The organism is Halorubrum halophilum (genome assembly GCF_000739595.1).
GTDB classification, from domain to species: domain Archaea; phylum Halobacteriota; class Halobacteria; order Halobacteriales; family Haloferacaceae; genus Halorubrum; species Halorubrum halophilum.
In genome coordinates this window covers 164,594-190,720 of record NZ_BBJP01000023.1, presented here as the reverse complement: position 1 = coordinate 190,720, position 26,127 = coordinate 164,594, and the positions used below count along the sequence as shown (strand labels likewise).

Here is a 26,127-nt window from a genome sequence, read left to right as displayed (position 1 = left end):
CGCCGGCGAGGCTCGTCGACGGTCGACCCGCTACAGCAGGAACGTCTCCTCCTCTTCGGCGAGATCGATGAAGTCGTCGGCGGCCTCGATCAGCTCGTCGGCGGCCGAGTTCCCGAAGCCCATGGCCTCGACGCGGACGCCCTCGTGGCGAAGGTGCGAGCAGAGCCGGGCGAAGTCGCCGTCGCCGGTGCAGATCACGACCGTATCGACGTGGCTCGCGAGCGAGACGGCGTCGAGGCTCATCCCGAGGTCCCAGTCAGCCTTCTTCGACCCGTCGGCGAACGTCTTGATGTCCTTGATCTTCGTCTCGAAGCCGATGTCCCGTAGCGCCTCGAAGAAGCTCTCTTCCTCCGGGGAGTCGGCGCGGATCACGTACGCGATGGCCCGCACGAGCGATCGGTCGTTCACCGCCTCCTCGAGCAGTCGCGAGTAATCGATGTTCTGGGAGTACACGCTCTGGGCGGAGTGATACAGGTTCTGCGAGTCGGCGAGCACCGCGACGCGCTGATCGGGATGGATTTCGGTCATACGCCCCGTTCGGCCCGGTGGGTTAGGGGTTTTGGGATTCGGTTACTTCGTCGTGTGAACCGATATCGATCTAGGTGCTTTTGTATTTCTTCTTATTGGATCAGAACGTGAGACAGCAGCATTGTCGCAGTGGAAGTGACAAAGAAACGTACATCGGCCGGCGGCGATGGCTCTCCGCGCTCGGCGTCGCTGGTGCCGCGACGCTCGCCGGCTGTTCCGACCGGGGCGGTGACGGCGGCGACGGAAGCGACGGCGGGGACGGAAGAGGCGGCGGCGCCGGCAACGGGAGAAGCGACGGTACCGACACCCCGGAGGTCGGCGACTTTCCGCAGTTCGGCGTCGACGACCTGTACGGAGCGGAGACCGCCCGCGACCTCGCGCGGCAGGCGTTCGAGCGCTCCGAGTACGACTACGCCTTCGACGGCGGGGAACTCGTCACTCCGGAGGGCGAACAGGTCACGCTCGACATCTACTATCGCGCGGAACGGGAGCTCTCACGGCTTACCGCCGAGTTCATCGCTCGGGAACTCGGCAGTAACCTCGGTATCGACGTCGTCGTCGAGGCCATCGACGGCGCGCGGTTCAACAACGAGTACTGGACCGGCGATCCCGAAGGCGGGGCCGACACCGTGAACGGCGAGGAGATCGAGTGGACAAACCCGACGCCGCAGAACCCGGGCCCCCGATCGGTCACGGGCGACGAGCCGTGGGACATGTCGATCGTGTTCGGACTGAACACGCATCCTCTCAACCCCCTGATGAACGAGCTGTTCTTCGACGGGGCCAACCCGTTTTACAACCCGGTCGGCTACTACCCGCAGTTCGACGCGCAGGGGCTGTTCCAAGAGGCACGGCAGGCGACGAGCCGCGACGATCTCCGAGAGTCGTTCGCCGAGATCTTCGGGAACCTCGCTCGCGAGCAGCCGTACATCACCCTCCTGTTCAGCGACGACCTCGTCGGCTACAACCCCGATCTCGAAGGACCGATCGAGAACTTCTCGAACGGCTGGGACCTGCCGGCGTGGTACGAGGGTGAGCCGACCGTCAGCGGTTCGTACGACACCGTCACCTCGGCCGGCTTCAGGACCCTGAACCCCCTGTATAACACCGAAAGCCACGCCGGAGTCGCGATCGGCCGCGCCCTCGATCGGGGATACACGTTCGACGAGAGTCAGGAGTACTTCCCGCTGCTGTACGACATGTCCACCGAGGACGGCGAAGTGTGGACGTTCGACGTGCGGGAGAACCTCCGGTTCAGCGAGCCGTACGGCCAGGTCACCGCCGAGGACTTCGTCTACCTCGTCGAAGAGCTTCATCAGTCCGACTGGGCGAACACCGCGTCGTCGAGCGACTGGGACGGCGTCGAAGTCGAACAGACGGGCGAGTTCGAGTTCCAAGCGACGCTGGAGTCCCCGAACCCGCTGTGGCCCCGAACGTACGACCCGCTCTTGTACCCGATCCCGCGCGACCTCGTCGAGCCGTACGTCGAGGAGGAGGACGCGAGCGGGCTCGAACAGGACGAGGGGCTGCTCGAACTCGGGTTCACCGGCAACCTCGGCGCGTTCGAGCTCGAAGCGTGGAACCGGGGCTCGGGCACCGAGTACGTTCGCAACGACGAGTACTACCTCCGCGATATCGACGAGGGTCCGGACCTGTTCTCGGAGGGGCCGCTCTTCGAAGCGGCCTCGATCAGCGTCGTCGAGGAACGAGAATCTCGGCTCCGGGCCTTAGAGACCGGAGAGACCGACTCGGCGGCGATCCCGCCGGAGCGGTACGAGTCGTACAGCGACAGCGATAACGTCACGGTGCGACGGGTTCCCACGCCGTACAACACGATTCTCTCCGTGAACCAGCGCTCGAACGGGTGGAACGCCGGTCCGGGGAACCTCTTCCGGTTGGTCCCGTTCCGCCAAGCGCTGGCGGCGGCGATCGGCAAGCGAGAGCTCATCGACGGCGTCTATCACGGGCTCGCCGAGCCGCAGTTCACTTGGCAGCCCCGTTGGTCCGAGTTCTCTCCGGCCGACAACTAATCGCCTCGGCATCGACCGACGACTGACCGCTTCGGCGTCGGCCGACCACTGGCCGCTTCGGCGCCAGCGACCTCCGATCGGGCCCCAACCTCAACAGCTCTCGAGTGTCGGGAGCGTCGCCCGATCCGCCTCGGGTGCCTCGACCTCGTCATCGACGACCACCGCCAGATCGCCGCGGGACTCGCCGCTCTCGCGGTCGGATTCCCCGTGAGTGAGCACGACCGTTCCCCCGACCGAGAGCGGCGCGATCACGCCGGCGGCAAGCGCCCGCGGGTCCGCAAGATCGCTCCGGAGGACGACCCGAGTCTCGGCGTCGATACCGTGCCGGTCGACGACCGAGGCGGCCGCCGCGAGGAGGTCTCTGTGGGGTATTTCGCCGTCGGCGGCGCGGACGACCGGATCGTCGGGACCGACCGCGCTCGGCGGCATTCCCGGATTCTCGCTCCAGAGTTCCTGCTCCCAGTGGGTCGTCTCGGGTCGGTCCGGCGGCCCGCCGAAGACGGCGAGGTTGGTCCCGGGCGCCGGCTCCGTCTCGGCCTCGTCCGCCACGCTGACGAGCACCACGCGGTCGCCCCGTTCGATCCCCGCCGCGGGGTCGAACCGGACCGGAGCGCCCAGTCCCGCGGCACCTAAAAAGGCGAGCGTCGTGTGAACTCCCGGCGCCGGCTCGACGGCGACGGTCGACCCCTCGCGGGCGCCGAGGTAGCGCAACACGTTGGCGGCCTTGTACGCGTTGGTGATCAGGTCCCGATACGTGCGCTCGCGTCCGTCGGCCGTGACGAGCGCGGTCTCCCGGCTCCGTCGGTCGCGATCGAGCAAGTCGCCGACGACATCCATACGCGGGGCTCGGGGCGGACGAGACTTAAAAACGCGGAGGCGTTTCCGGAGCCGCGAGACGGTGGTCAGGAACCGGGGAGCGAGAGTCGACGGGGATGTTCAGGGCGCGCCGGCGATGACCATCTTGGAGCCGTCCGCAGAGAAGGCCAGATCGCGGGCCGAGTCGGCGTCGACCCGGACCGCGTCGCCGGGGCCGAGCTCGACGGGGTCGCCGTCGACGGTGAGCGTCGCCTCCCCGTGGAGCAGCACGTACACTTCCTCTTGGCCGTCCTCGGCGTGGTCGTGTTCCATCCCCTCCCAGCCCTCGTCGGCCTCGACGACCGTGACTCCGAGTTCTTCGCAGTCGAGCGCGTCGCGGAGGAAGTACATTCCGGGGGCGCGCGGTTCGACATCGTCGTAGGCGGTCGTGTCGTAGCCCATACCGGACAAACGGACCGAACCGCGGAAAAGGTACGGGTCGGCGAAGGGGAGCCGCAACGGACCGCCGGAGGCGGTTATTTAAAACGAGCTCTTCAGCTTCTCGAAGAAGCCGCCGCCGACGTCGATGTCCTCACCGCCGGCCTCGGCGAACGCCTCCAGCGCCTCGCGCTGCTCCTCGTTGAGCGAGTCGGGGACCACGACGGCGACCTGCACGTAGAGGTCGCCGCGCCCGCGCCGACGGAGCCGGGGCATTCCCTTCCCCTTGAGACGGAACGTCTCGCCGCTCTGGGTGCCGGCCGGCACGTCCATCTCGACGCTGCCGTCGACCGTCTCGACCTCGATCGTGTCGCCGAAGACGGCCTGCGGGAATGAGACCGCTTCGTTCACCCGGAGGTCGTCGCCGTCGCGTTTAAACCGGTCGCCGACATCGACGTCGACCTCGATCAGGAGGTCGCCGTTCGGGCCGCCGTTCTCGCCGGGCGCGCCCTCTCGCTCCATCCGGAGGCTCTGTCCCGAGCGGATCCCGGCCGGGATCTCGACCGAGAGCGTCGCCTCCTCGCGGACGACGCCGTCGCCGCCGCAGTCGGCGCAGTCCTCGCTGTACAGCTCGCCCTCGCCCTCACACCGTGGGCACGTCGAGGTCTGCTGGACGCGGCCGAGCGGCGTCTGCTGGACCTGCTGGACCTGTCCGCGACCGTTACACTGCGGACAGGTCTCCACGTCGGCGTCGGGCGGGTGGCCCGCGCCGTCACAGGTGTCGCACTCGGTCGGTCGCCTGAGCGTGACCTCCTTGGTCGCGCCCTCGAACGCCTCCTCCAAGTCGATCGTGAGCCCGGTCCGGAGGTCCTGTCCCTGACGCGGTCGGTTGCCGCCGCCACCGCCGCGGCCGCCGCCACCGCCGAAGAACTGGTTGAAGATGTCCTCGAAGCCGCCGGCGCCGGCGCCGCCGGCACCCCCCGCGCCACCGAAGGGGCCGCCCGCGCCGCCGGGACCGCCCCCGCCGGTCGCGCCGCGCTTGTCGGCCTCGGTGAAGCGGTCGTGGCCCAGCTGATCGTACTGCTGGCGCTTCTGCTCGTCGGTGAGCACCTCCTTGGCCTTCTGGATCTTCTTGAACCGCTCCTCGGCGTCGTCGTCGTCGCTGACGTCCGGGTGGTGTTCAGCGGCCTGCTTGCGGTACGCCTTCTTGATCTCTTCCTCGCTGGCGTCCCGCGATACCCCGAGGACGTCGTAGAAGTTCTCGCTCATGCGTTACGTTCGGTGAATTGGTTGTGAATGGTGATCCGAGGCCCGATGAACCGGCGCTACTCCTCGTCGTCTACGTCTTCGAAGTCGGCGTCGACGTACTCCTCGTCGTCGCCGTCGGGGTCGGCACCGCCCGCACCGCCGGGGCCTGCGCCGCCCGGACCGGCTGCGCCGCCCATCCCGCCCATGCCGCCGGGACCGGCGCCCGCGGCACCGCCGGCGCCGCCCGGACCGGCCTGCGCGGCCTGTCCCTCGTACATCTGCTTGCCGATCTCCTGCAGCTCCTCGGTGAGTTCCTCGGTGGCGGACTCGATCTCTTCGGTGTCGGCGTCCTCGTCTTCGAGGACTTCCTCCACGTCCTCGATGGCCGCCTCGATGTCGGCGACGAGCTCGTCGTCGTCGAGCTCCTCCTCGTTCTCCTCTAAGAGGGTCTCGGCGCGCTGGATCGACGTCTCGGCCTCGTTGCGGGCCTCGATCCGCTCGCGGCGGGCCTCGTCCTCCTCCTTGTGCTTCTCGGCTTCCTCCTGCATCTGATCGATCTCCTCGTCGGAGAGGCCGACGCCGCCCTCGATGGTGATCGACTCGGCGTTGCCCGAGCCCTGGTCCTCGGCCTCGACGTTGACGATGCCGTTCTCGTCGATGTTGAAGGAGACCTCGATCTGCGGGGTTCCGGCGGGCGCCGGCGGAATGCCGGAGAGCTGGAACGCGCCGAGCAGCTCGTTCTCCTCGGCGATCTCGCGCTCGCCCTGGAAGACGCGGACGTTGACGGAGGTCTGGTTGTCCGCGGCCGTGGTGAACACCTTCGACTCCTCGGTCGGGATCGTGGTGTTCTTCTCGATGAGCCGCTCGAAGAGGCCGCCCTTCACTTCGATACCGAGCGAGAGCGGGGTCACGTCGAGCAGGACGATGTCGTCGACGTCTCCGGAGAGCACGCCGCCCTGGACCGCCGCGCCGAGCGCGACCGCCTCGTCGGGGTTGACGTTCTTCTTCGGCTCCTGCCCGACGAGCTCCTCGACCTGCTCTTGGACCTGCGGCATCCGGGTGGAGCCGCCGACGAGGATGACCTCGTCGATGTCCGACTTCGAGTAGTCGGCGTCGGCGAGCGCCTGCTCGGTCGGGTTGACGGTGCGCTCGATGAGGTCAGAGGTGAGGTTCTCGAACGTCGCACGGGTGACCGACTGTTCGAGGTGGACCGGACCGCTATCGGTCGCGGTGATGAAGGGGAGGTTGACGGTCGTCTCCTTCTTGTTCGACAGCTCGATCTTCGCCTCCTCGGCGGCGTCCTTGAGGCGCTGGAGCGCCTGCCGGTCGTCGCGGAGGTCGATCCCGTGGTTGTTCTTGAACTCCTTCGCGAGGTGGTCGATGAGCGCCTCGTCCCAGTCGTCGCCGCCGAGGTCGTTGTCACCGTTCGTGGCGACGACCTCGTAGACGCCGCCGCCCAGATCGAGGACCGACACGTCGAACGTGCCGCCCCCGAGGTCGTACACGAGGACGGTCTGGTCGGACTCGTCGTCGAGGCCGTACGCCATGGAGGCCGCGGTCGGCTCGTTGACGATGCGCTCGACCTCGAAGCCGGCGATCTCGCCGGCGTCTTTGGTCGCCTGCCGCTGCTTGTCGTTGAAGTAGGCGGGGACCGTGATGACCGCCTTCTCGACGTCGTCGCCGAGGTACTCCTCGGCGTCGCGCTTGATCTTCTGGAGGATCATCGCCGAGACCTGCTCGGGCGTGTACTCCTCGTCGCCGATCTCGACGGTGTAGTCGTCCTCGCCCATGTGCCGCTTGATCGACTGGATCGTGCGATCGGGGTTCTGGACGGCCTGGTTCTTCGCCGGCTTGCCGACGAGTCGCTCGCCGTCGTCGGCGAAGGCGACGACCGACGGAGTGGTTCGGTCGCCTTCCGCGTTGGCGATGATCTCGGGCTCGTCGCCTTCCATCACCGCGAACGCGGAGTTGGTGGTACCGAGGTCGATACCGAGGATTTTGTTGCTCGCCATCTTACCCAAATGTACCGGCTTGTGTCGGTTAAAGGTTACTAGACGGTGCGATCTTGCCGAACAGCCGATCCCGCCGCAGTCGTGCGGTTTCCGCGATCGTGTGAACGCATCTCACCGATGTCTTTATACCGATCCGCAAGCGCAGCATCCCGCGTCCCGTCGCGGGGGCCCACGAGACCGTATCTGAGGGCGGTGGCGAGCCCCTCAGATCCCGCTGACGAGGTCTTCCAGCACGGCCTCCGGATCGTCGGCCTTCGCGACACCGGAGGCCAGCAGGACGCCGGCGGCACCGAGGTCGCCGGCAGCGGTCACGTCCTCGCCGGTCGAGACGCCGGCGCCGCAGAACACGTCGACGGTCGGGTCAACGGCCTCGGCGGCCGCGACCGCGTCCTCGACGATCCCGGGGTCGGCCGTCGAGACGGAGACGTCGCCGCCGATGAGTTCCGGGGGCTCGACGGCGACCGCGTCGGGACCGAGCGCGGCGGCGGCGCCGACCTGCGCCGGGTTGTTCGCGCAGACGATCGTCTCCAGGTCGGCGCGCTCGGCCGCGCGGACGGAGCCGTCGATATCGGCGAGTTTCAGGCGGTTCTCGGAGTGGTTGACGAGCGTTCCCTCGGCGCCGTTGTCGGCGACGGCCTCGGCGAGCGTCGAGCCGGTGTGGGAGCCGTGCGCGTTCGGCGAGACGTGCTGCGCCCACGTCTCGACGCCGGTGTCTGCGACGCGGGCGACGTCGGCGGCCTGCGGCGAGACCGCGATCCGCGCGCCGGACGCCTCGGCCACGTCGCGGGCGGCGGTCGCGACGTCGATCGGGTCACACGGGTACGCCTTGAGGTTCACCAAGATGAACATACTCGTACTCGGGGAGCGCGGCGCAAATAGCTTCATACTCCGGCGACGCTCCCCCGGCCCGTTCCCCGGCACACCGCCGGCACGACCTCACGGGCTCCGAGACTGTCCCCGTTTGCGACTCCGAGAGCAGAAACGACCTTATACCCCGCTACTGTGGGTCCGACAAGAGATGTCCCTCATCGAGCTCATCGCCGGCGTGGAAGCTCACGAGGCCACGCTGACCGTCTTCAACGCCGACCCGGAGGTCGCGGAGGAGCTCCGGAAGCACTTCGCCGACCGCAACATCCGGGTCGTCGAGGAACAGACCGCCGCAGGCCCGGAGGCGTTCGCCGTGCTCGCGCGCGACGGCGAGTTCGTCACGGCCGTGACCGTCGGCGAGCTGTTGCCGCGGCTCGGCGGCGAAAGCAAGCCGGGAGACGGCGAGTCGGGTGCCGGTGCCTCGGCAGACGAAGCGTCGACCGGCGGCCGCGTCGGGGGACCGGTGTTGGACCACCTCGACGAGACGATGTTCACCTCCTACTCGCGCGCGGACATGGTCGCCGCGTCCCGCGAGATCGAGGACCGCGCGTGGCGGGTCGGCGACGGCGAACTCCACGCCGGCTTCCAGACGCTCGACGTGCTCACCGGCGAGACGGACACCTACGACCTGCTCGGCGAGAAGGAGCGGCTCGCCGTGCACGCGTACGCCGCCGACGAGGGCGACGCGCCCGACGTGGAGCACTACACCGTCCACGTCGGCGAGACCGCCGAGATCCGCGAGACGTGGTTCGTCGCGTACGACGGCGGCGGGTACGACGACGCGAAGTGCGCGCTGCTCGCCGAGGAGCGCGCTCCGGGCGAGTTCTACGGGTTCTGGAGCTACGACCCCGAGACGGTCGACTACATCATCGAGTACCTAGGGGAGCGATACGGCGGGTCGGAAGGGACGGACGACGACGGAGAGGCAGTGTGACGGGGAGGCCCTCGGAGACGACCCGCTGGCTGTCGGCCGCGGCGCTCGTCGCGACCGTCGCGACCGCGGGGAGCCTCTGGTTCAGCCTCGGGCTCGGGCTCACGCCCTGCGACCTGTGTTGGTACCAGCGCATCCTGATGTACCCGCTCGTCGTGGTGCTCGGCGTCGCCGCTGTCGAGAAGCGAGCAGCGGTCGTTCGGACCGCGCTGCCGCTCGCGGGGATCGGCGGAAGCCTCGCCGCCTACCACTCCTTCCTCCAAGCGACGATGACGGAATGTACGATCGGGGGTCCGTGCGCGACCGTTCAGTGGCAGAGCCCGGCTCTCGGGCTCTCGATCCCGAACCTCTCGCTCGTCGCGTTCGGGCTGATCGCGGTCCTGCTCGTCGGAATGTGGCTCCGGGTCGAACGGCGGTGACCGGCGGGAAAACGGAACTCTCGGAGCGCGTCTGACCGCTAGTCCTTCCGCTTGACGACGTCGCCGAGCGTCATCGTCCCGGCGTCGCCGCTGTCCCAGTCGGCGTCCTCGACGGACTCGCCCTCGACCAGCGAGATGTCGAGCGCGCCCTCCAGCTTCCGCTGGACCTCGTCCGTGGGGAGCGTGTCGCCGCGCTCAAGCTTGCGAATGAGGCTCGCCTTCTCGTTGAGCTGGTTCGCCAGCTCCTCCTGGCTCAGCTCGCGGGACTCGCGGGCGTTCCGGATCTGGTCGTCGTAGTCGGTGGCGATCTCGTCCATGTCGTCGAACATGTCGCGTGGACGCGTCGACCCGCCCGACGAACCGGACGAGCCGGACGACCCGCCGGAAGAGCCGGAGGAGGACCCGGACGACTTCCCGGTGCTCGAACTCGTGGAGTACTTGCTGCCGCCGGAGCCGGTCGACTCGTCGCGGACCTCGGTGCCGAAGTCCGTACACGAGCTGCACAGCTCCAGCTCTGCGCCTTCGACCTTCGTCGTCGTCAGCGAGGCCTCGTCGGCGCCACACATCTCACACTGGGGCATACGCGACGGTAACGCTCCCGCTGGTATAAAGGGTGCGCCGGCGGGCGCCGGCGAGCGTCCGGGGGCAGAATCGTGCCGCGGCCGGTACCCACTTGTCGCCGCGGGCGGCAGGGGAGGTATGGACGTTCACGTCACCACCTCGACCGTGCGGGGGACCGCCCGCGCGCCGCCCTCGAAGAGCTACACCCACCGCGCGCTGCTGGCCGCGGGGTACAGCGACGGCGCGACCGTGCGCTCCCCGCTCGTCTCGGCCGACACGAAGGCGACCGCCCGGGCCGTGACCGCCTTCGGCGGCGCGGTCGAGCCGGAGGCCGGAACCGAGACCGCCGTCGACGACACCGAGGCGCTCATCCCCGACGACGCCGGCGCGCTCGCCGTCGACGGCTTCGGGGGCCGACCCGCCGTTCCCGAGGACGTGATCGACTGCGCGAACTCGGGGACGACGATGCGACTCGTCACGGCCGCGGCCGCGCTCGCGGACGGGACCACCGTACTGACGGGCGACGGCTCCCTCCGCTCGCGCCCACAGGGACCCCTCCTAGAGGCCCTCGGCGACCTCGGCGTGCGCGCGGAGTCGACCCGCGGGAACGGGCAGGCGCCGCTCGTCGTGAGCGGGCCGCTCGCGGGCGGCGAGGTCGCGATCCCCGGCGACGTCTCCTCGCAGTACGTCACCGCCCTGCTGATGGCCGGCGCGGTCACCGACGAGGGCGTCGAGATTGACCTGACGACGCCGCTCAAGTCGGCCCCGTACGTCGACATCACGCTCGAACTGCTCGCCGACTTCGGGATCGAGGCTACCCCCGTCGACGACGGCGGCGACGCGCTCGACGGCGCGGCCGGCGCGGCCGGCTTCGTCGTCGAGGGCGGCCAGTCGTACGCGCCGGAAGGCGGGAGCTACACCGTCCCCGGCGACTTCTCTTCCATCTCCTACTTGGTCGCCGCGGGCGCGGTCGCCGCCGAGCCGGGCGAGCCGGTCCGGATCGAAGGCGCCGTGCCGAGCGCGCAGGGCGACTCCGCGATCGTCGAGATCGCCGAGCGCATGGGGGCCGATATCGAGTGGGACCGCGAAGCGGGGGTCATCACCGTCCGGCGCTCGGAGCTGTCGGGCGTCGAGGTCGACGTGGGAGACACGCCGGATCTCCTCCCCACGATCGCCGCGCTCGGCGCGGTCGCCGACGGCGACACCCGGATCACGAACTGCGAGCACGTCCGGTACAAGGAGACCGACCGCGTCGCCGCGATGGCCGAGGAATTGGAGAAGATGGGCGCCGAGACGACCGAAGAGCGGGACGCCCTGACGATCCACGGCTCCGAGAGCGACCTCCGAGGCGCGAGCGTCGACGGGCGCGCGGACCACCGGATCGTGATGTCGCTCGCGGTGGCCGCCTTGGTCGCCGACGGCACCACGACGATCCGGGGCGGCGAACACGTCGACGTCTCCTTCCCGAACTTCTTCGACGCGATGGCCGACCTCGGGATGGCGATCGAGCGCGACGGCGCGAGCGAGTAGTGCGAGTCCTCGCGGCGGGGCGAGAGCGAAGCTCTCCTTGAATCCGGCGCTACACGCTGGTGACAGCGAGGCGCGAAGCGCCGGTGAGTGGGGCTTAGCGCCTCAATTCAGCTAACCGACGACGGGGCGGCTACGACAGGAACTCGTCGATCCCGCGTGCGGGGTAGCCGACCACGTGGTCGACGCCGGCCTCGCAGAGGTCGTCGACGCGCTCTCGGACCGTCTCGGGCGACCCGACGAGCGCGAAGTCCCGCGCGGCCGCCGAGAGCACCTCGCGGGCGCGTCCCGTCGCTTCCGAATCGGTCGACGGCGCGGTACCGGAATCGCCGTCAGATCCGTCTCCGTCCGGGAGCGCGCGGGCGACGGGGCGGCGCCGAGAGACGTACGCGCCAACGGCGTCGAGGACGGCGTCCTCGTCGTCGGTCAGGACGGCCGGCGCGTAGACGGCGACCTCGCCGTCGAACCCGGCGGCGCGGAGCGCGCGCACGTCGCGGTCGGTCGACCGAGAGAGCAGTTCGAACTGGGTCCCGCCGGCGGCCAGCGCGACGCGCTCGACGCCCTCCGTGCCGACCCACGCGTCGGGAGCGTCGCGCCGGGCGGCCCCGAGCCGCGGGGCGACCGCGCGCGACGACTCATCGTCGGTGAGGTAGGCGCCGTGACCGGCGACGAGGACTCGGCGGGCCGCGTCCGGGATCCGGTCGACCAGCGAGTCGTCGCCGAGCGGGTCGAACCCGTCCGCCCGGACCGGGGTGGTGACGTACAGTTCCGTCTCGGCGGCTAGCCGGTCGAGCGTCTCCGCGTCCGGGAGGTGCTCGCGGCCCTCGTAGTCGATCGTCACCCGATCGACCGGGAGTTCGGTCGCACGCGACACGTCGCACTCGGCGGGCTTCAGCGCCGCAGCGTCGATGCCGGTCCGGGCGACCGCCTCGCGTCCGGTCAGCATCGGGCGGTCACCTCGGAGGACGGTGACTCTCGAAGAGCGGCCGCTCTCGGGTGCGTCACGTTAGCTCGGCGCGTAGTGTCGATACTCACGGAGAAGACCTCATCACGATCGCGGAACGCGATCCATCGCCTGTGCGGCCATGACTGGATACCGGTAGTCGCGTGGGTTTCTTAAACCCGTCGCGGCGCGGCAATACTGCCGCCAGGCGTGCGGGTTCGTCCGACGGGATCGGAAACGGCCGGCTCTCCCGGTGACACGCGCGTCCCCGCCCACGTTATGGGGCTCGCGCCAGTACGATCGGGTATGAATCAGCTCGTCGACGGCGAGTGGCGGACCGACGCGTACGAGGCGACCGACGAGGACGGCTCGTTCCAGCGCGGTGAGACGACCTTCCGGAACTGGATCGCCGGCAGCGACGTGCCCGATCACGTCGACGCCGAGCCGGACGAGCGGTTCCAGCCCGAGGCGGGGCGGTACCACCTGTACGTCTCGTACGCGTGCCCGTGGGCGCACCGGACGCTGCTCGCGCGGTCGCTGCTCGGGCTGGAGGACGCGATCGACGTCTCGGTCGTTGACCCGTACCGCGGCGAGGGCGGCTGGCAGTTCACCCCCGAGAAGGAGGGGTGTACCCCCGACAAGCTCCACGGGAGCGACTACCTCCGCGAGCTCTACGTCGAGGCCGACCCGGACGCCACCTGTCGGGTGACCGTCCCCGTGCTGTGGGACACCGAGGAGGAGACGATCGTCAACAACGAGTCGCGCGAGGTCCTCCGGATGCTCTCGACCGCGTTCGACGACCTCGGTAACGACGCGTCGCTGCTGCCCGGTCCCGACGACGAGGCGACCGTCGCGGCGGTCGATCGGGTGATCACCGACATCTACGAACCCGTCAACAACGGCGTCTACCGCGCCGGGTTCGCGAAGTCGCAGGGGGCCTACGACGAGGCGGTCGACGAGCTGTTCGACGCCCTCGACCACTGGAACGACCGCCTCGCCGATCAGCGCTTCCTCGTCGGTGACTCGCTCACTGAGGCGGATATCTGCATGTTCACGACGCTGGTCCGGTTCGACCAGGTGTACCACACGCACTTCATGTGTAACAAGAAGTTCATTCACCAGTACGAGCACCTCTGGCCGTACCTCCGCGACCTCTACCAGACCGAGGGCGTCGCCGAGACGGTGAACATGAGCCACATCAAGGAGCACTACTACACGACGCACCCGGACGTGACTCCCTCCGGGATCATCGCGCGCGGCCCGGACCTCGACTGGGAGGCGTCCCACGACCGCGACCGGCTCGGCGGCGAGGCGCCGACGCCGGACGCGGCGGACTGAGGGTCGCACCGCCCGCGCGACAGCGACTATTTATAAACGAACTGCGGTGGCGCGTGCCCGTGAGCGGCCCGAAGGGCCGCGAACGGCACCGCGCGAGGGAGTCGGTGGTCCGGAGCAACGCGGAGGACCACCGACGAGGCTGGGGAGGCGTGAGGCTGCGGTCCCGTGAGCGACCGAAGGGAGCGAGCGGGAGCACGGAAGTCGCAGCGCCGAGCGCAGCGAGGCGACCGTCTTCCGGCGGTGCTGTGCGGTCGGGTGGGACTCAAAGGGGCAGTCGCCGGCGGCTTCGCCGCCGGCTGCCAGAGGCGCGAAGCGCCTCGCTGCCGCGAGGACGAAGCACGCTGCAGCAAGCACCGCAACGAGGGAGCGCTAGCGACCGAGTGAGGAGCGCAGCAAAGCGCGCGAGTCGTCGCGGCTGGGGCTTTGGAGGATCTGACCGCCGATTCGCGGGTGGATATTTATAAGCGATCGGCCGGGACTTCGGCGGCGCTCACCAAAATCATCTATCCCCCATGCCGTCGGCGACAACGGCTTCAAGTGCGCGCTCGACGGACCGGAGGGTAAGCAATGGAGCCGCCGAACATCGAGCGGTTGGACGAGCAGACCGTCCAGCGCATCGCGGCCGGCGAGGTCGTCGAGCGCCCGGCCAGCGTCGTCAAGGAGCTGATCGAGAACAGCCTCGACGCGGGCGCGACGCGCGTGGCCGTGTCGGTCGAGGCCGGCGGCACCGAGGGGATCCGCGTCCGCGACGACGGCGTGGGCATCCCCGAGGACCAACTGGAGGCCGCAGTCGCCGAACACGCCACCTCGAAGATCGGCGACATCGAGGACCTCGATCACGGCGTCGGCACCCTCGGCTTCCGCGGCGAGGCCCTGTACACCGTCGGCGCGGTCTCGCGGCTCACCGTCCGGTCGCGCCCGCCCGGCGCCGACCCGGGCGCGGAGATCACCGTCGAGGGCGGCGACGTCGGCGACGTCCGGCCCGCCGGCTGTCCCGAGGGGACGACCGTGGAGGTCGACGACCTCTTCTACAACACCCCCGCTCGCAAGAAGTTCCTCAAGCGGACCGCGACCGAGTTCGACCGGATCAACACGGTCGTCACCGGCTACGCGCTCGCGAACCCGGGCGTCGCCGTCTCGCTGGAACACGACGGGCGGGAGACGTTCGCGACCGAGGGGAACGGCGATCTCCGGTCGGCCGTCTTGGCCGTCTACGGCCGCGAGGTCGCGGAGGCGATGGTGGACGTGGGGTGGGCACCCGAGACGGACGGCGGCCCGGCCGGATCGGACGCCGCCAAATCCGCCGATCCCCCCGTCCGCGGCGTCACCGGGCTCGTCTCCCACCCGGAGACGACCCGGTCGACCCGCGAGTACCTCGCGACCTACGTCAACGGTCGGTACGTCACCGCGAGCGCTCTCCGCGAGGCCGTCCTCGACGCCTACGGCGGCCAACTCGCGCCCGACCGGTATCCCTTCGCGGTGCTGTTCGTCGAGGTCCCGCCCGGCGACGTCGACGTGAACGTCCACCCGCGCAAGCTGGAGGTCCGGTTCGACGAGGAGCCGGCCGTGCGCGAGGCCGTGGAGGACGCCGTCGAGGAGGCGCTGCTGGACCACGGGCTGATCCGCTCGACGGCGCCGCGAGGGGAGTCGGCCCCCGATCAGACCGAGATCAGCCCCGAAGGGCCCAAGACGGAGGCCGTCGGCGGCGCCGGAACCGATCACGAGCGTGCCGCGATCGGCAACCGAGAGGGCGGCGACAGCCGGAACGACGACGACCCGGATATCGGAGCCGCCGCCGGTTCCGCATCAGAACTGGACCCCACGGACGAAGAGGCGTGGGCGGTCGGCGACGTGGGCTCGGACGACACCGCCGATCCCGCCGACGCCGCGTCCGACCGCCCCTCGCCGCGGAGTTGGCAGTCGGACCCGGACGAGACCGAAGGAGACGCGGGGGACGGCGACGCCGGCGCCGAGGCCGACACCGAGAGCGAGAGCGACCCCGGGGCGGCCGACGGACTCGACCGGTTCGGTGGCTCCGAGAGCGACGATCGGGGTCGGACCTCTACCGACCCCGCGCCGTCCTCCGCGGACAGTACGGCGGACGGACAGGGGAAGTCGGAGGACCGACCTCGCTCGGGCACAACCGCCCAGCGGACGCTCGACGGCGAGTCGACGAGCGCGGAGCGCACCTACGACTCGCTCCCGCCGCTGCGGGTGCTCGGTCAGCTCCACGAGACGTACGTCGTCGCGGAGGCGCCCGACGGGCTCGTGTTGATCGACCAGCACGCCGCCGACGAGCGGGTGAACTACGAGCGCCTGCAGGACGTCTTCGCCGACGGCGCGGCCGCGCAGGCGCTCGCCGAGCCCGTCCGGATCGAGCTCACCGCGCGGGAGGCGGCGCTGTTCGAGGAGTTCGTCGAGGACCTCGCGGGAGTCGGGTTCCGCGCCGAACGCGCGGACGAGCGCGAGGTGATCGTCGAGTCGGTCCCGGCGGTGTTCGACGCCGCGCTCGATCCCGAACTCCTCCGGGACGTGCTCTCCGCGCTCGTCGGCGACGCGACCGCGGGCGACGAGCCGGTGACGGACGTGGTCGACGAGCTGCTCGCGGATCTCGCGTGTTACCCCTCTGTGACCGGGAACACCTCGCTGACCGAGGGGTCGGTCGTCGACCTGCTCGATCGGCTCGACACCTGCGAGAACCCGTACGCCTGTCCGCACGGGCGTCCGGTCGTGATCCGACTCGACCGCGACGAGATCGGGTCGCGGTTCGAGCGCGACTACCCGGGCCACGCCGGACGCCGAGCGGAGTGAGTCGGGAGGGAGGAAGTCGATCGCCCGGTCGGCGACCGCAGAGAGGTACCCTTTAGGCGAGCGCCGTGGACCCACGCGTATGGAACGCGTAGCGATCATCGGCGCGTCGATGACCCCGTTCGGGCAACGCGACGCGTGGGTGCGAGAGCTGCTGGCGGAGGCGGGCGCGGCCGCGCTCGACGACGCCGGGATCGACGGCGACGACCTCGATCACCTGTACGTCTCGAACATGGCCAGCGGCGAGTTCGAGGGACAGACCGGCGTCCCGAACGCGCTCGCCCACGATCTGGCGGCACAGCCCGTCTACACCGCCCGGATCGACCAGACCTCCTCCTCTGGGGGCGCGGGCGTGTACGCCGCGTGGCAGTCGATCGCCTCCGGCGCGAGCGATCTGACGATGCTCGTCGGCGGCGAGAAGATGACCCACCGGACGACGTCGGAGGCGACCGACGTGATCGCGTCGCTCACGCACCCGGTCGAGTACAAACAGGGCGTCACGCTCCCCTCCTTCGCGGGGCTCACGGCGCGGCTCTACCTCGACGAGTACGACGCCCCCCGCGAGAGCCTCGGGAAGGTCGCGGTGAAGAACCACAAGAACGGCGTGGACAACCCCCACGCGCAGTTCCGGAAGGAGGTCGACCTCGACACCGTCCTCGAATCGCCGATCGTCGCCGACCCGCTCCGGCTGTACGACTTCTGTCCGATCACGGACGGCTCCGCCGCCCTCGTGTTCTGTCCGGAGTCGGTCGCCGCTGAGTACGTCCCGGAAGACGAGTACGCGGTCATTTCGGGAATCGGCGGCGCGACCGACACCCACGTCGTCCACGAGCGCGCGGACCCGACGACGATGGGGGGAGTCGCCGACTCCTCCGACATCGCCTACGAGATGGCCGGAATCGGGCCGGACGACGTCGACGTGGCCGAATTACACGACATGTTCACGATCCTCGAGTTCCTCCAGAGCGAGGACCTCGGCTTCTTCGAGAAGGGCGAGGGGTGGAAGGCAGTCGAGGAGGGCGTCACCGACCGCGACGGCGAGCTCCCGATCAACACCTCCGGCGGGCTCAAGTCGAAGGGACACCCCCTCGGCGCCAGCGGCGTCGCACAGGTGTACGAGATATTCGAACAGGTCACGGGTAACGCCGGCCCGCGGCAGGTCGAGGCCGACACGGGGCTCGCCTGCAACGTCGGCGGGTTCGGGAACTGCGTGACCACGACGATTCTGGAGGGCAACCAATGAGCGACAACGAAGCGGCCGACAGCGAAGTTGACGACCAAACTGACAGCGCCGAACCGACCTTCGAAGCGGCAGAGTACGCGGACGGGGCCGTCACGTACCCGCCCCACACCGTGGGCCCGAACGGCGCCGAGCGCGTCGGGACGGTCGACCTCCGCGAGTACGAGGGCCGGGTCCTCACGTGGACGACGTCGACGGCGACGCCGCCGGGCGTCCGCGAGCCGAACACTCTCGCCATCGTCGAGTTCGACATGGGCGACGAGTACGACGGGCCGGCGGTCCGCGCGCTCGGGCAGATCGCCGAGCGCGAGGACGGCACCGGGGAGACGTTCGACGTCGACATCGGCGACCGCGTCGAGCCCGTCTACGCCGACGAACTGCGCGAGCCTGGCGCCGGGATCCGCGAGCCCGAGAGCCAGGACTGGGACGGGTTCCGGTTCCGGCCGCTCTGAGAGGCCGGCGAGGCCGAGCGCTCAGGCTGTCGCGGGCTGCTCTTCCAGCGGGACCTCGGCGCACTCGATCTCGAACCTCGCGCCGCCCTCGTCGCTTTCCGAGACCGTGATCTGCCACCCGTGCGCCCTGACGATGTCCCTGACGATCGCGAGCCCGAACCCGGTCCCCTCGCGGTTGGTCGTGTACCCCTGTTCGAGCACTTGGCCGCGCTTGTCCTCGGGGATCCCCGTGCCGGTGTCCTCGACGTAGAACCCGAACGTCTCGGACAGCGACCCGACCCGAACGATCAGACCCGTCGTCTCGTTGTGTTCGGCGCTGTTTCGATACAGGTTCTCGAAGACGTTGAGCAGCCGGTCTTTGTCCGCGTCGAGGGTGAGCGACGTGTCGACGACGAGGTCGGCCTCGGCGGTGTCGACGTTCTGCCACGCCGTGCGAGAGATGTCCTCGAGCCGCACCTCGGTTGTCTCGGTGATCACCTCGCCCGACCGAGCCAGCGTGAGGGCGTCGCTGATGATCGCATCCATCCGTTCGAGCTGCCGCTGAACCGTCTCGATGGAGTCTTCCTGCTCGCTTCCGGCGTCCGATGCGAGCATGTCGACGTGCCCGGTCGCGACGTTCAGCGGGTTTCGGAGGTCGTGCGAGACGATGCTGGCGAACTGGTCGAGCCGCTCGTTCTGCCGCTCCAGCTTTCGCTTCTGCCGCTCTTTTCCCGTGACGTCGCGGGAGTTCAGCACGATGCCCTCCACGAATTGGTCTTTGAGCAGGTTCCGCGCCCGTACTTCGAGGACCCGCCACTCTCCGTCGGCGTGCCGGAACCGAACCCTGTAGGAGCTGGTGTAGCCGTACTCGGTGCCGTGGGCGGAGAGTTCGGCGCGGAGCTCGTCTCGGTCGTTGGGATGGACGTTCTCGATGACGTTCGCACCGATCAACGCCGTCGGGCCGTAACCGAGAATCTCTTCAACCGACTGGCTGACGTGCGTGATGTCTCCGCTCTCGTCGATCACCGCGATGATGTCCGAAGACTGTTCGATGAGCCGTTTGAACCGCTCTTCGGCGATGTGTCGCTCGGTGACGTCGCGATAGATCAACAGCAACCCGATCGTCGCTCCGCTCCGGTCGGTCAGCGTCGTTCGGTTGATGTCGAAGAATCGAAGCGACCCGTCGCGCTCGATGGTCACGTCCGAGTCGGCGTCGTCGGTGCTCCCGTGGAACGAGTCGTACAGCGGAACCACCTCGGCCGCCGGTCGTCCGACTGGTTCACCCACTCCCTCGTCGAGAAGTTCCATCCCGGCCACGTTCACGTCGACGACGCGATCGTCGACGTCGACGACGTACACCGGGTCGACCATCTCGTCGACGAGGGTATGCCTCGCGATGGGAGCCAGATCGAGAAAGCCGAACCGAAAAAGCGCAATAGCGAACACGATGCCGGTGATCGTGTTGGCGAACGCGGTCGGGTCCAAAGCCGTCGATAGGTTACCGTTGTACAAGAGTAGGAAACTACCGACAACCGGAATTATTCCGCCGGAAAGCATCAGTAGGACCTGAATGCGGTATCGGCCCCCGCGCCTGAGTCCGAATATGAATATTAACACGTACGTGATAAATATCAGCGTGTAGATATACGCGAGCGTCAGCCAGAAGATCAGCCCGTTCACACGGTCGACCGCTGCCAGAGGGGCGCTCCTGCTGAACCCCTGCACGCTCCACAACAGGTCGTGCGCCGGTGCGGTCACAACGAGCACAAAGACGGCGACTGGCCACGCGAGCAGAAGCGCCCAGTGACGGCGAGTGAGAAGTGACTCCCGACCGGTGTACACCAATCCGAACCAGAACTGCGTTGGCCCGAGTCCGAGGATCCCCATGTATTTGATGCTCGTGCCGACCTGATACAGGGAGAGCGTCGTACTCCCCGCCCGGATACCGGTCCCTAACGAATAGAGCGAGACGGAGACCATTACGAGCGCGAACGGTACTGCGCCGCGCACCTCCCTGCGCCGAACCGCGACAGCCGCGATGCCGAGGTTTAACCCGGAGATAACGAGCAAGATCCAGGTGGCTATGCCGGGGGAAAGCCCCATATCGGAACGATACTATACGCTGCTAATAAATCTATGGACATATTCTCACCCGTGGTAATAAGACGCGATCTGTTCGCCTGTGGACTCCGCGCTAAGTCGCAGGAAATACCGTATTCACTGGTATAAGCGACTATAAACGCTATCTGTCGGTCCCCAACGTCTGCGGCGGTGAGAATCTCTGATAGTGAGAATCGACTGCGCCTCACAATCGCCGGTACTCCCCGAGTCGCGTCCCGTCCAGCAGGTACGCGTCGCCGGCCGGGAGCGCGTCGGGGAGGAACGGCGCGAGGAAGGACTGGCCGTCGACGTTGACCCACGTGCCCCCGGAACGCTCGTTGAACCCCGGGAAGACGACGAGTTCGGGCAGATCTCCGTCGGGGGTCCCATCTGGACTCCCGTCCTCGACGAACGCCCCCGGTTCGATCCGGCCGCGGAGCCACGCGCGCTCGACGCGCGAGCCGCCGACCGAATCCTCCAGTCGCACCTGCGGGTGCTCGTGGCCCATACACACCACGTCGGCGTCGAGGAGTGCGGGATCCGGCCACGTGTGGCCGTGGCAGACGGCGACGGAATCCCCGAGCACGCCGCCGCCCGCTCCGATCACGTCGAGGTCGTCGGCGAACGCCGCCGCGACGCCCGCGTCGTGGTTCCCCTCGACGAGCGCCATCGGGACGCGGTCCGTGACGGCGGAGATTAGGGTTTCCAGCTCGGCGCACTCGTCGCCGTCGGGCGCGCCGATCCGGTGCGCGAGGTCGCCGAGGACGACGAGCCGGTCGGCGTCCGTCTCGGCGACGAGGTCGCAGAGCCGCTCGCGGCGCGCGTCGGCCCGGGAGTCCAGTTCGACGCCGCGCTCGTAGCGCAGGCCGACCTCGATGCCCGCGTGGACGTCCGCGACGAGCAGCACCCGCTCGCCGCCGAGGTCGGCCACGGCCGCCGGCTCGCCGACGACCGGCTCGACCCGCGCCATCAGATCGGCTTGAGCAGCCCGTCGCCGGGCTCGTAGCACTTCCCGCTCATCAGCGCGTCCTGGATCGCGTCCTCGACCGTGTCGGCGGCGACGCCGTGGTCGTCGACGACGGCCTCGACGACCGCCTCGCGGCCGGCGCCGTCGCCGTCGTCGAGCGCGCTCATCGCGTCGATGACTGCGGCTTCGAGGTCGATATCGTCGGCCGCCTCGCTCGCCTCGTCGCCCGCCGATTCACCGCTCTCCGGTTTCGCGTCGGCGGCGTCCCGATTCCCGGCGTCCGGTTCCGCCGCGGCGGTGCCGGCGCTCTCGTCTGCAGGCGCGTCGACCGCGGACTCCGCGGCGCCCTCCTCGGCCGGGGGCTCGTCGATCTCTTCGGGCTCCGGCACGTCGATGTCGGCCTCGCCGGGCTCGTCGACTTCGGTCCCGGTCGAGAAGTCGGTGCCGAACTCCGACTCGATCTCCTCGCGCTCCTCCTCGTCGAGCTCGTACATCTCGTCGGACGCAGGCTCGGTCGGCGGCTCGTCGCGGTCGGTCTCGGCTCCTCCGGAGTCGTCGGTTTCGGCGTCGTCCGTCCCGACGTCGAAGTCGTCGAGCCCGTCGCTGTCGTCGTCGGGTTCGGCTCCGAGATCGGGTTCCGACTCGGAGCCGGCGGATTCGGGCTCGGTCTCGGTCCCGGAAGGATCGGTGTCGGCGGCGTCGGCAGACACGGAACCGATCGAGTCGGTATCGGTCGAGTCGGCGTCGGCCGATCCAGAATCGGCCGTCTCGGTGGTCTCGGCCGTCTCGGTCGTTTCGTTACCAGTCACCGCCGGCTCCGGCTCGGATTCGGAAGCAGCCTCGTCCGGTTCGGAGGCGACTTCGTCCGGTTCGGAGGCGACCGACTCGGATTCCGGTTCTCCCGGTGCCTCGTCGCCGACCGGCTCCGCCGGCGCCTCGATCGTCACGTCCGTCTCCGGGAGCGCGCCGATCGCGGTCTCGTCGCCCCCATCAGGCGCGATTTCGAGCGAGCGAACCTCGTCGCGGTCGCCGGCGATCAGCTCTAAGGCGTCGATCGCGAGCCGACGGAGCGACTCGACGTAGGCCGTTGAGGTGTCGTAGTGGGCGATCGCCTTCGGGATCCCGGCCGCCAGCGACGCGGGCGCGCCGCCCGATTCGAGAGCCGCGCGGAGCTCCTCGCCGCGGAGGTCGGCGTCGAGGGCCTTTTCGAAGACGGCGAGACGGTCGAGCGTGGCCTCCGCGGCGGAGACGACCCACCGGTCGCGGGTATCGGCGTCGACCGCGTTGAGGCTCTCGGGGCGGACCGAGGTGAACACCCGGTCGGAGTCCTCCGGCTCGAAGGTGCGCGCCTTGCCCGTGAGCGCGACGAACGCCGGCGGCTCGGCGCGTTCCAAGAAGGTCTGCGCCTCCGGCTGGTACTGTCCGGCGTAGGTGACGAACGCGTCCGAGGGATCGACAACTCGCCCGCGGCGCGTCTCGTCGTTCACGCGCTCGACCTCGGTGAGCACGCCGGCGACGAACAGCCGGTTCACGCGCGCACCGGTCGGCGTGACCACGTAGTTCGGGGCGCGCTCCTCGTCGCTCTCGGAGTACGAGAGGGAGGCGTCGTCGAACTCGGCGGCGAACACGCGGTGAGCGACCTCGCGGGCGCCCGGCCCGTCGTCGCTCATTCGCCCACCTCCGCGAGCGCGGCGCGGGCGTGCTCGGCCGGGTCGTCGTCGGCGAGCTCGAACTCGGCCGCGTCGAGATTGGCGCCGTAGTCGTCGACCGAGAGGTTCCCGCGGACGCGGTAGGCGCGTCCGACCAGCGAGTCGGCTATCTCCTCGGCAACGACCTCCTTGTCCATTGCGTCCTTCGCGGCGTCGAGGGCGTCCTCGAGCCCGCCGCCGTACACCTCGGCGGTGAGTTCGTCGTCCAAGACGACGGTGACGGTGTCGGTGCCGTCGTCGACGATCGCCTTCACGCGCAGGTCGTCTTCGCCGTCCACGTCGCCGTGGCTCCGGCACTGACCGTTTTGGACCACGCGGCCGCACTCCGGACAGCGCTCGATGAGCCCGGAGCCGTCCCGGATCTCTAAGACGTTGCCGACGACCTCCACGTCGAAGATCCCGCCGGAGCCGACCGCCTCGGCGATCGACAGGCGTGGCGCGTCCTCGGCGACCTCGACGGGGTCCGGGAGCGGCGTGACCGTCGAGAACTCGGTGAGGTTGATCGACGGAACCCCGCGGAATTCGCGGACGTACACGTCCTCGATCCGGAGGTCGGCGCCCGGCGTCAGTTCCGAGCGGGGCTGCCAGTCGGTGAAGGGGAGCTTCGCGGTGGCGTCGCCGACGACGCCCTCTAAGATCTCGGTCTCGCCGTCCCGGCCGGAGATCGTCTTCTCGTCGACCTCCAGCACGCGGACCTCGACGTTTCGCCCGCGGTCGCCGGCGTCGATGTCGACGAGGCTCCGGTCGCCGCCGACCTCGCGGTCGACCTCGACCTCCTCGTCGGCGATGGCGACGGTGGTGGAGTCGTTGAGGTTGAGCTCCGGCGCGCCCTCCCACTCGCGGACGCCGGCGTTGCCGATCGTCAGCGAGTCGCCGGGTTCGAACCCGAAGTCCTGCCACGCGGTGTAGGAGATGACGCCGGTCTCGTCGGCGACCTCGCCCTCGCGGATCGTGAGGTCGTCGCCCTGGTACCGGATCGTCCGCGTCCCTTGCGTGAGCACGCGGACGGTGACCGTCACCCCGTCGTGATCGGTCGTGATCTCGCCCACGTCGACGGCGTCGGGGGTGGGAGTGGAGCCGCCGCCTCCGCCGCCGTGCTTCCGGCGGACGCTCTGTTTGGCCTCGTCGATCGGGACGCTGTACTCCAGCAGGTTCTGCAGGTCGGCTTTGACCTCCTCTTTGTCGACGCCGAGGTCGGAGGCGAGCTCCTCGGCATGGCTGTTGACGTCCATCGGGTCGAGGTTCGACGCGACCGCACAAAAGGGTTCACCACCCCGACCAGCGGGCCGACGCACCGATCGCGATAGAACTCGTCTCGACGGCCGGTAGCGATAAACCGCCCCCGTCCGCAACATGGGGTATGGACGAGGTCAAAGATGAGATCAACATCGACACGCGCGTCACGGGGGAGCGGACCGTCATCGACGTGACCGGGACTCGCGACGTCGCGGTCGTCGTTCGCTCCGCGAGCGGCGAGCGGATCTACCTCCCGCCGGAGAGCTTCGACGAGCCCGTGTCGGATTCGCCGTACTCCTCGCCGTATCAGGGCGGGAGCGGGATCGACGGCGAGGAGAGCCCGTACGGCGGCGGGTCCGGGAGCACTCGCGGCGTGACCGAGACCGCAGACGGGTTCCGGATCACGCACCCGGAGACGGCCACCGAGTTCGACGTGTATCGCGGCGACGAGTAGCCGCCGCGTGCGCGGGCGAGAGAATGTGCGAACTGGAGCCCTACGCCACGTCTTCGTACACGGCTAGCGTGTCCTCAGTGACGTCCGACCACTCCCGGCGCTCGTACTCCGGTGGCTCCTCCCGGTCGAGCGCGGTCGTGATCCCGTCGACGATCGACTCCGAATCGACCTCGACCTCGACGAGGCAGTCGTCGGGAAGCACCTCCGCGACGCCCGATCGGGTGGCGACGACCTGCGTCCCGGACTCCAGCGCCTCGGTGATCGTGATGCCGAACGGCTCCGCGTACGAGGGCGAGACGAACGCGTCGGCGGCGGCGTAGTAGTCGCCGAGCTCCGCTTCCGGAACGTAGCCGACGAACTCGACGCGGTCCTCGATCCCGAGCAGCTCGGCGAACCGCTTCAGCTGGTCGGTCTGGTGGCCCGACCCGCCGACGACGAGGGTCACGCCGGGGCGGTGGAGCTTCCGCATCGCGTACAGCAGGTGCGAGATCCCCTTCTGGTCGGTGTGGCGGCCGACGAAGAACAGCATCTCGCCGTCGATGCCGAGGTCCTCGCGGACGTCCTTCCCGGAGAACGTCGGCGTCGAGAAACCGTTGTACACGACGCGGGAGTCGGCGTCGTACAGCTCGCGGATATCCTCGCGGACGAGCTCGCTGACCGCGATGTTGGTGTCCGCGGCGTTCGCGAGGCGGCGCTCGGTCTCGACCTCGCGGGTCGGCGGGTCGATGTTGCGGTCACTCGCGAGCGAGTGGAACGACGACACCCACGTCGCGTCCGACGCGCGAGCGGCCTTCCGGCCGGGACCGTAGCCGAACCAGTCGTGCGTGTGAATAATGTCGTGGTCGGGGGCGAGTTCGGCGAATCGATCGCTGAGCCGGTCGACCCGAGCGGCGACGTCACCCGCTCCAGTCTCGACCGGCTCGATCCCGGGCTCGTCGTCCGGCGCGAACTCCGCGGGCAACACGAGTGTGGCGTCCACCCCGAAGTCGTCGCGGAGCCCCGAGAACAGTTCACCGACGTGGACGTCGAGCCCGCCGGTGATGTTCGGCGGATACCCCCATCCCAGCATGAGTACGCTCGGCGGCATACCCTCACGTTTCGGGAGTCGACACTTAGGTATGCCCCTACTTCGCGCGGTCGAGACGGGCGTTCGCGAAGTGCGGAAACAGCCAGAGAAGATTCGCGGCCGGTCAGGCCGCCTTCACGGCGTCGCGCAGCGCGCTCGTTCGGTCGGTGATCGACGCCGCGCCGTCGGCGAGGACGTCGAGCGGGTCGCCGGATTCGGCTTTCACCGTCAACACCGGCTCCGTCTGGCCGCCGGACTGCTCGGGGTTCATGTCGTAGGTCGCGGCCGCGACGTCGTCGGTCTCCAGCAGGACGCCCTTCAGCACGTTCATGAACGTGTGGTCCTCGCCGGCGATCTCGATACGGAGTTCCGTGTCGGTTTTTTCGATGACCCGCAGTTCCATGTGTATCAGGTCGAGCGAGCGGCGTTTCAAGCTTTCGTCTCCCGGGGATCGGTGGATGCGACTGGCCCGCACGCGA

General features: G+C 69.1%; 23 protein-coding genes. 9 read left to right on the top strand and 14 right to left on the bottom strand.

The features are described 5' to 3' along the window. Window positions 1-30 precede the first annotated feature (30 nt). Window positions 31-528, bottom strand: a complete 498-nt coding sequence (locus tag ACP96_RS08640) for a LabA-like NYN domain-containing protein (protein ID WP_050033024.1) — start codon at window positions 526-528, stop codon at window positions 31-33. Between the two features lie 107 nt (window positions 529-635). Between ACP96_RS08640 and ACP96_RS08635 the strand changes: the two genes are divergently transcribed. Continuing rightward, entirely contained in the window at window positions 636-2,558 is a 1,923-nt protein-coding gene (locus tag ACP96_RS08635; RefSeq protein ID WP_050033023.1) for an ABC transporter substrate-binding protein, read from the top strand. Window positions 2,559-2,648: 90 nt separating this feature from the next. Here the strand turns inward: ACP96_RS08635 and ACP96_RS08630 are convergent, their stop codons facing one another. The 5 genes from ACP96_RS08630 to tpiA all read right to left on the bottom strand — a co-directional run bounded on the left by ACP96_RS08630 (window position 2,649) and on the right by tpiA (window position 7,900). After that, window positions 2,649-3,395 carry an AMP-binding protein gene (locus tag ACP96_RS08630; RefSeq protein ID WP_050033022.1) on the bottom strand — a complete coding sequence of 249 codons (747 nt, stop codon included), beginning with the start codon at window positions 3,393-3,395 and terminating at the stop codon, window positions 2,649-2,651. Window positions 3,396-3,494: 99 nt separating this feature from the next. Continuing rightward, on the bottom strand, window positions 3,495-3,815 hold the full coding sequence (locus ACP96_RS08625; protein WP_050027037.1) for a cupin domain-containing protein: 321 nt from the start codon (window positions 3,813-3,815) through the stop codon (window positions 3,495-3,497). 78 nt (window positions 3,816-3,893) lie between these two features. Further along, window positions 3,894-5,060, bottom strand: a complete 1,167-nt coding sequence (dnaJ, locus tag ACP96_RS08620) for a molecular chaperone DnaJ (protein WP_050033021.1) — start codon at window positions 5,058-5,060, stop codon at window positions 3,894-3,896. Between the two features lie 56 nt (window positions 5,061-5,116). Beyond that, window positions 5,117-7,051, bottom strand: a complete 1,935-nt coding sequence (gene dnaK, locus ACP96_RS08615) for a molecular chaperone DnaK (RefSeq protein ID WP_202593930.1) — start codon at window positions 7,049-7,051, stop codon at window positions 5,117-5,119. 204 nt (window positions 7,052-7,255) lie between these two features. Beyond that, a complete protein-coding gene (gene tpiA, locus ACP96_RS08610; RefSeq protein WP_050033019.1) occupies window positions 7,256-7,900 on the bottom strand; it encodes a triose-phosphate isomerase in 645 nt (214 codons plus the stop codon). Window positions 7,901-8,069: 169 nt separating this feature from the next. On the opposite strand from tpiA, the gene ACP96_RS08605 reads away from it, so the two are divergent. Both ACP96_RS08605 and ACP96_RS08600 read left to right on the top strand, forming a co-directional pair. Continuing rightward, window positions 8,070-8,852 (top strand): DICT sensory domain-containing protein, encoded by a 783-nt coding sequence (locus tag ACP96_RS08605; protein ID WP_050026487.1) that lies wholly within the window; start codon window positions 8,070-8,072, stop codon window positions 8,850-8,852. After that, window positions 8,849-9,268 carry a disulfide bond formation protein B gene (locus ACP96_RS08600; protein WP_050026489.1) on the top strand — a complete coding sequence of 140 codons (420 nt, stop codon included), beginning with the start codon at window positions 8,849-8,851 and terminating at the stop codon, window positions 9,266-9,268. Before ACP96_RS08605 ends, ACP96_RS08600 begins: the two co-directional genes overlap by 4 nt. A 38-nt stretch (window positions 9,269-9,306) precedes the next feature. On the opposite strand, the gene ACP96_RS08595 is transcribed toward ACP96_RS08600, so the two are convergent. After that, window positions 9,307-9,849, bottom strand: coding sequence for a multiprotein bridging factor aMBF1 (locus ACP96_RS08595; RefSeq protein WP_050033018.1), 543 nt, complete (start codon window positions 9,847-9,849; stop codon window positions 9,307-9,309). Between the two features lie 118 nt (window positions 9,850-9,967). On the opposite strand from ACP96_RS08595, the gene aroA reads away from it, so the two are divergent. Then, a complete protein-coding gene (aroA, locus tag ACP96_RS08590) occupies window positions 9,968-11,359 on the top strand; it encodes a 3-phosphoshikimate 1-carboxyvinyltransferase (protein ID WP_050033017.1) in 1,392 nt (463 codons plus the stop codon). Between the two features lie 130 nt (window positions 11,360-11,489). Here the strand turns inward: aroA and ACP96_RS08585 are convergent, their stop codons facing one another. Further along, window positions 11,490-12,302, bottom strand: a complete 813-nt coding sequence (locus tag ACP96_RS08585) for a DUF7388 family protein (RefSeq protein WP_050033016.1) — start codon at window positions 12,300-12,302, stop codon at window positions 11,490-11,492. 303 nt (window positions 12,303-12,605) lie between these two features. Here ACP96_RS08585 and ACP96_RS08580 point away from each other — a divergent pair, with 303 nt between their 5' ends. The 4 genes from ACP96_RS08580 (at window position 12,606) to ACP96_RS08565 (ending at window position 18,137) form a co-directional block, all read left to right on the top strand. Continuing rightward, the gene (locus ACP96_RS08580; RefSeq protein WP_050033015.1) at window positions 12,606-13,637 is read left to right on the top strand and encodes a glutathione S-transferase family protein; all 1,032 of its coding nucleotides are present in this window, start codon (window positions 12,606-12,608) and stop codon (window positions 13,635-13,637) included. A gap of 567 nt (window positions 13,638-14,204) precedes the next feature. Then, complete coding sequence (gene mutL, locus ACP96_RS08575) at window positions 14,205-16,448, top strand: DNA mismatch repair endonuclease MutL (RefSeq protein ID WP_050033014.1); 2,244 nt, start codon at window positions 14,205-14,207, stop codon at window positions 16,446-16,448. Window positions 16,449-16,527: 79 nt separating this feature from the next. Continuing rightward, window positions 16,528-17,688, top strand: a complete 1,161-nt coding sequence (locus tag ACP96_RS08570) for a thiolase family protein (protein ID WP_050033013.1) — start codon at window positions 16,528-16,530, stop codon at window positions 17,686-17,688. After that, window positions 17,685-18,137 carry a Zn-ribbon domain-containing OB-fold protein gene (locus ACP96_RS08565; protein ID WP_050033012.1) on the top strand — a complete coding sequence of 151 codons (453 nt, stop codon included), beginning with the start codon at window positions 17,685-17,687 and terminating at the stop codon, window positions 18,135-18,137. The genes ACP96_RS08570 and ACP96_RS08565 overlap by 4 nt, the downstream gene beginning before the upstream one ends. A gap of 21 nt (window positions 18,138-18,158) precedes the next feature. Here the strand turns inward: ACP96_RS08565 and ACP96_RS08560 are convergent, their stop codons facing one another. From ACP96_RS08560 to ACP96_RS08545, 4 genes are all read right to left on the bottom strand, one after another. Continuing rightward, a complete protein-coding gene (locus ACP96_RS08560) occupies window positions 18,159-20,219 on the bottom strand; it encodes a histidine kinase N-terminal 7TM domain-containing protein (protein WP_050033011.1) in 2,061 nt (686 codons plus the stop codon). 202 nt (window positions 20,220-20,421) lie between these two features. Next, a complete protein-coding gene (locus ACP96_RS08555; protein ID WP_050033010.1) occupies window positions 20,422-21,186 on the bottom strand; it encodes a metallophosphoesterase in 765 nt (254 codons plus the stop codon). Then, window positions 21,186-22,853, bottom strand: coding sequence for a hypothetical protein (locus tag ACP96_RS08550; RefSeq protein ID WP_050033009.1), 1,668 nt, complete (start codon window positions 22,851-22,853; stop codon window positions 21,186-21,188). Before ACP96_RS08550 ends, ACP96_RS08555 begins: the two co-directional genes overlap by 1 nt. After that, complete coding sequence (locus ACP96_RS08545) at window positions 22,850-24,124, bottom strand: Single-stranded DNA binding protein (protein ID WP_050033008.1); 1,275 nt, start codon at window positions 24,122-24,124, stop codon at window positions 22,850-22,852. The genes ACP96_RS08550 and ACP96_RS08545 overlap by 4 nt, the downstream gene beginning before the upstream one ends. A 128-nt stretch (window positions 24,125-24,252) precedes the next feature. On the opposite strand from ACP96_RS08545, the gene ACP96_RS08540 reads away from it, so the two are divergent. Continuing rightward, a complete protein-coding gene (locus tag ACP96_RS08540; protein WP_050026881.1) occupies window positions 24,253-24,582 on the top strand; it encodes a DUF7510 family protein in 330 nt (109 codons plus the stop codon). A 40-nt stretch (window positions 24,583-24,622) separates the two neighbouring features. Here the strand turns inward: ACP96_RS08540 and ACP96_RS08535 are convergent, their stop codons facing one another. Continuing rightward, entirely contained in the window at window positions 24,623-25,651 is a 1,029-nt protein-coding gene (locus ACP96_RS08535) for a glycosyltransferase family 4 protein (RefSeq protein WP_050033007.1), read from the bottom strand. Between the two features lie 121 nt (window positions 25,652-25,772). Beyond that, window positions 25,773-26,051 carry a DNA-directed RNA polymerase subunit L gene (locus tag ACP96_RS08530; RefSeq protein ID WP_050026879.1) on the bottom strand — a complete coding sequence of 93 codons (279 nt, stop codon included), beginning with the start codon at window positions 26,049-26,051 and terminating at the stop codon, window positions 25,773-25,775. Window positions 26,052-26,127 lie beyond the last annotated feature (76 nt).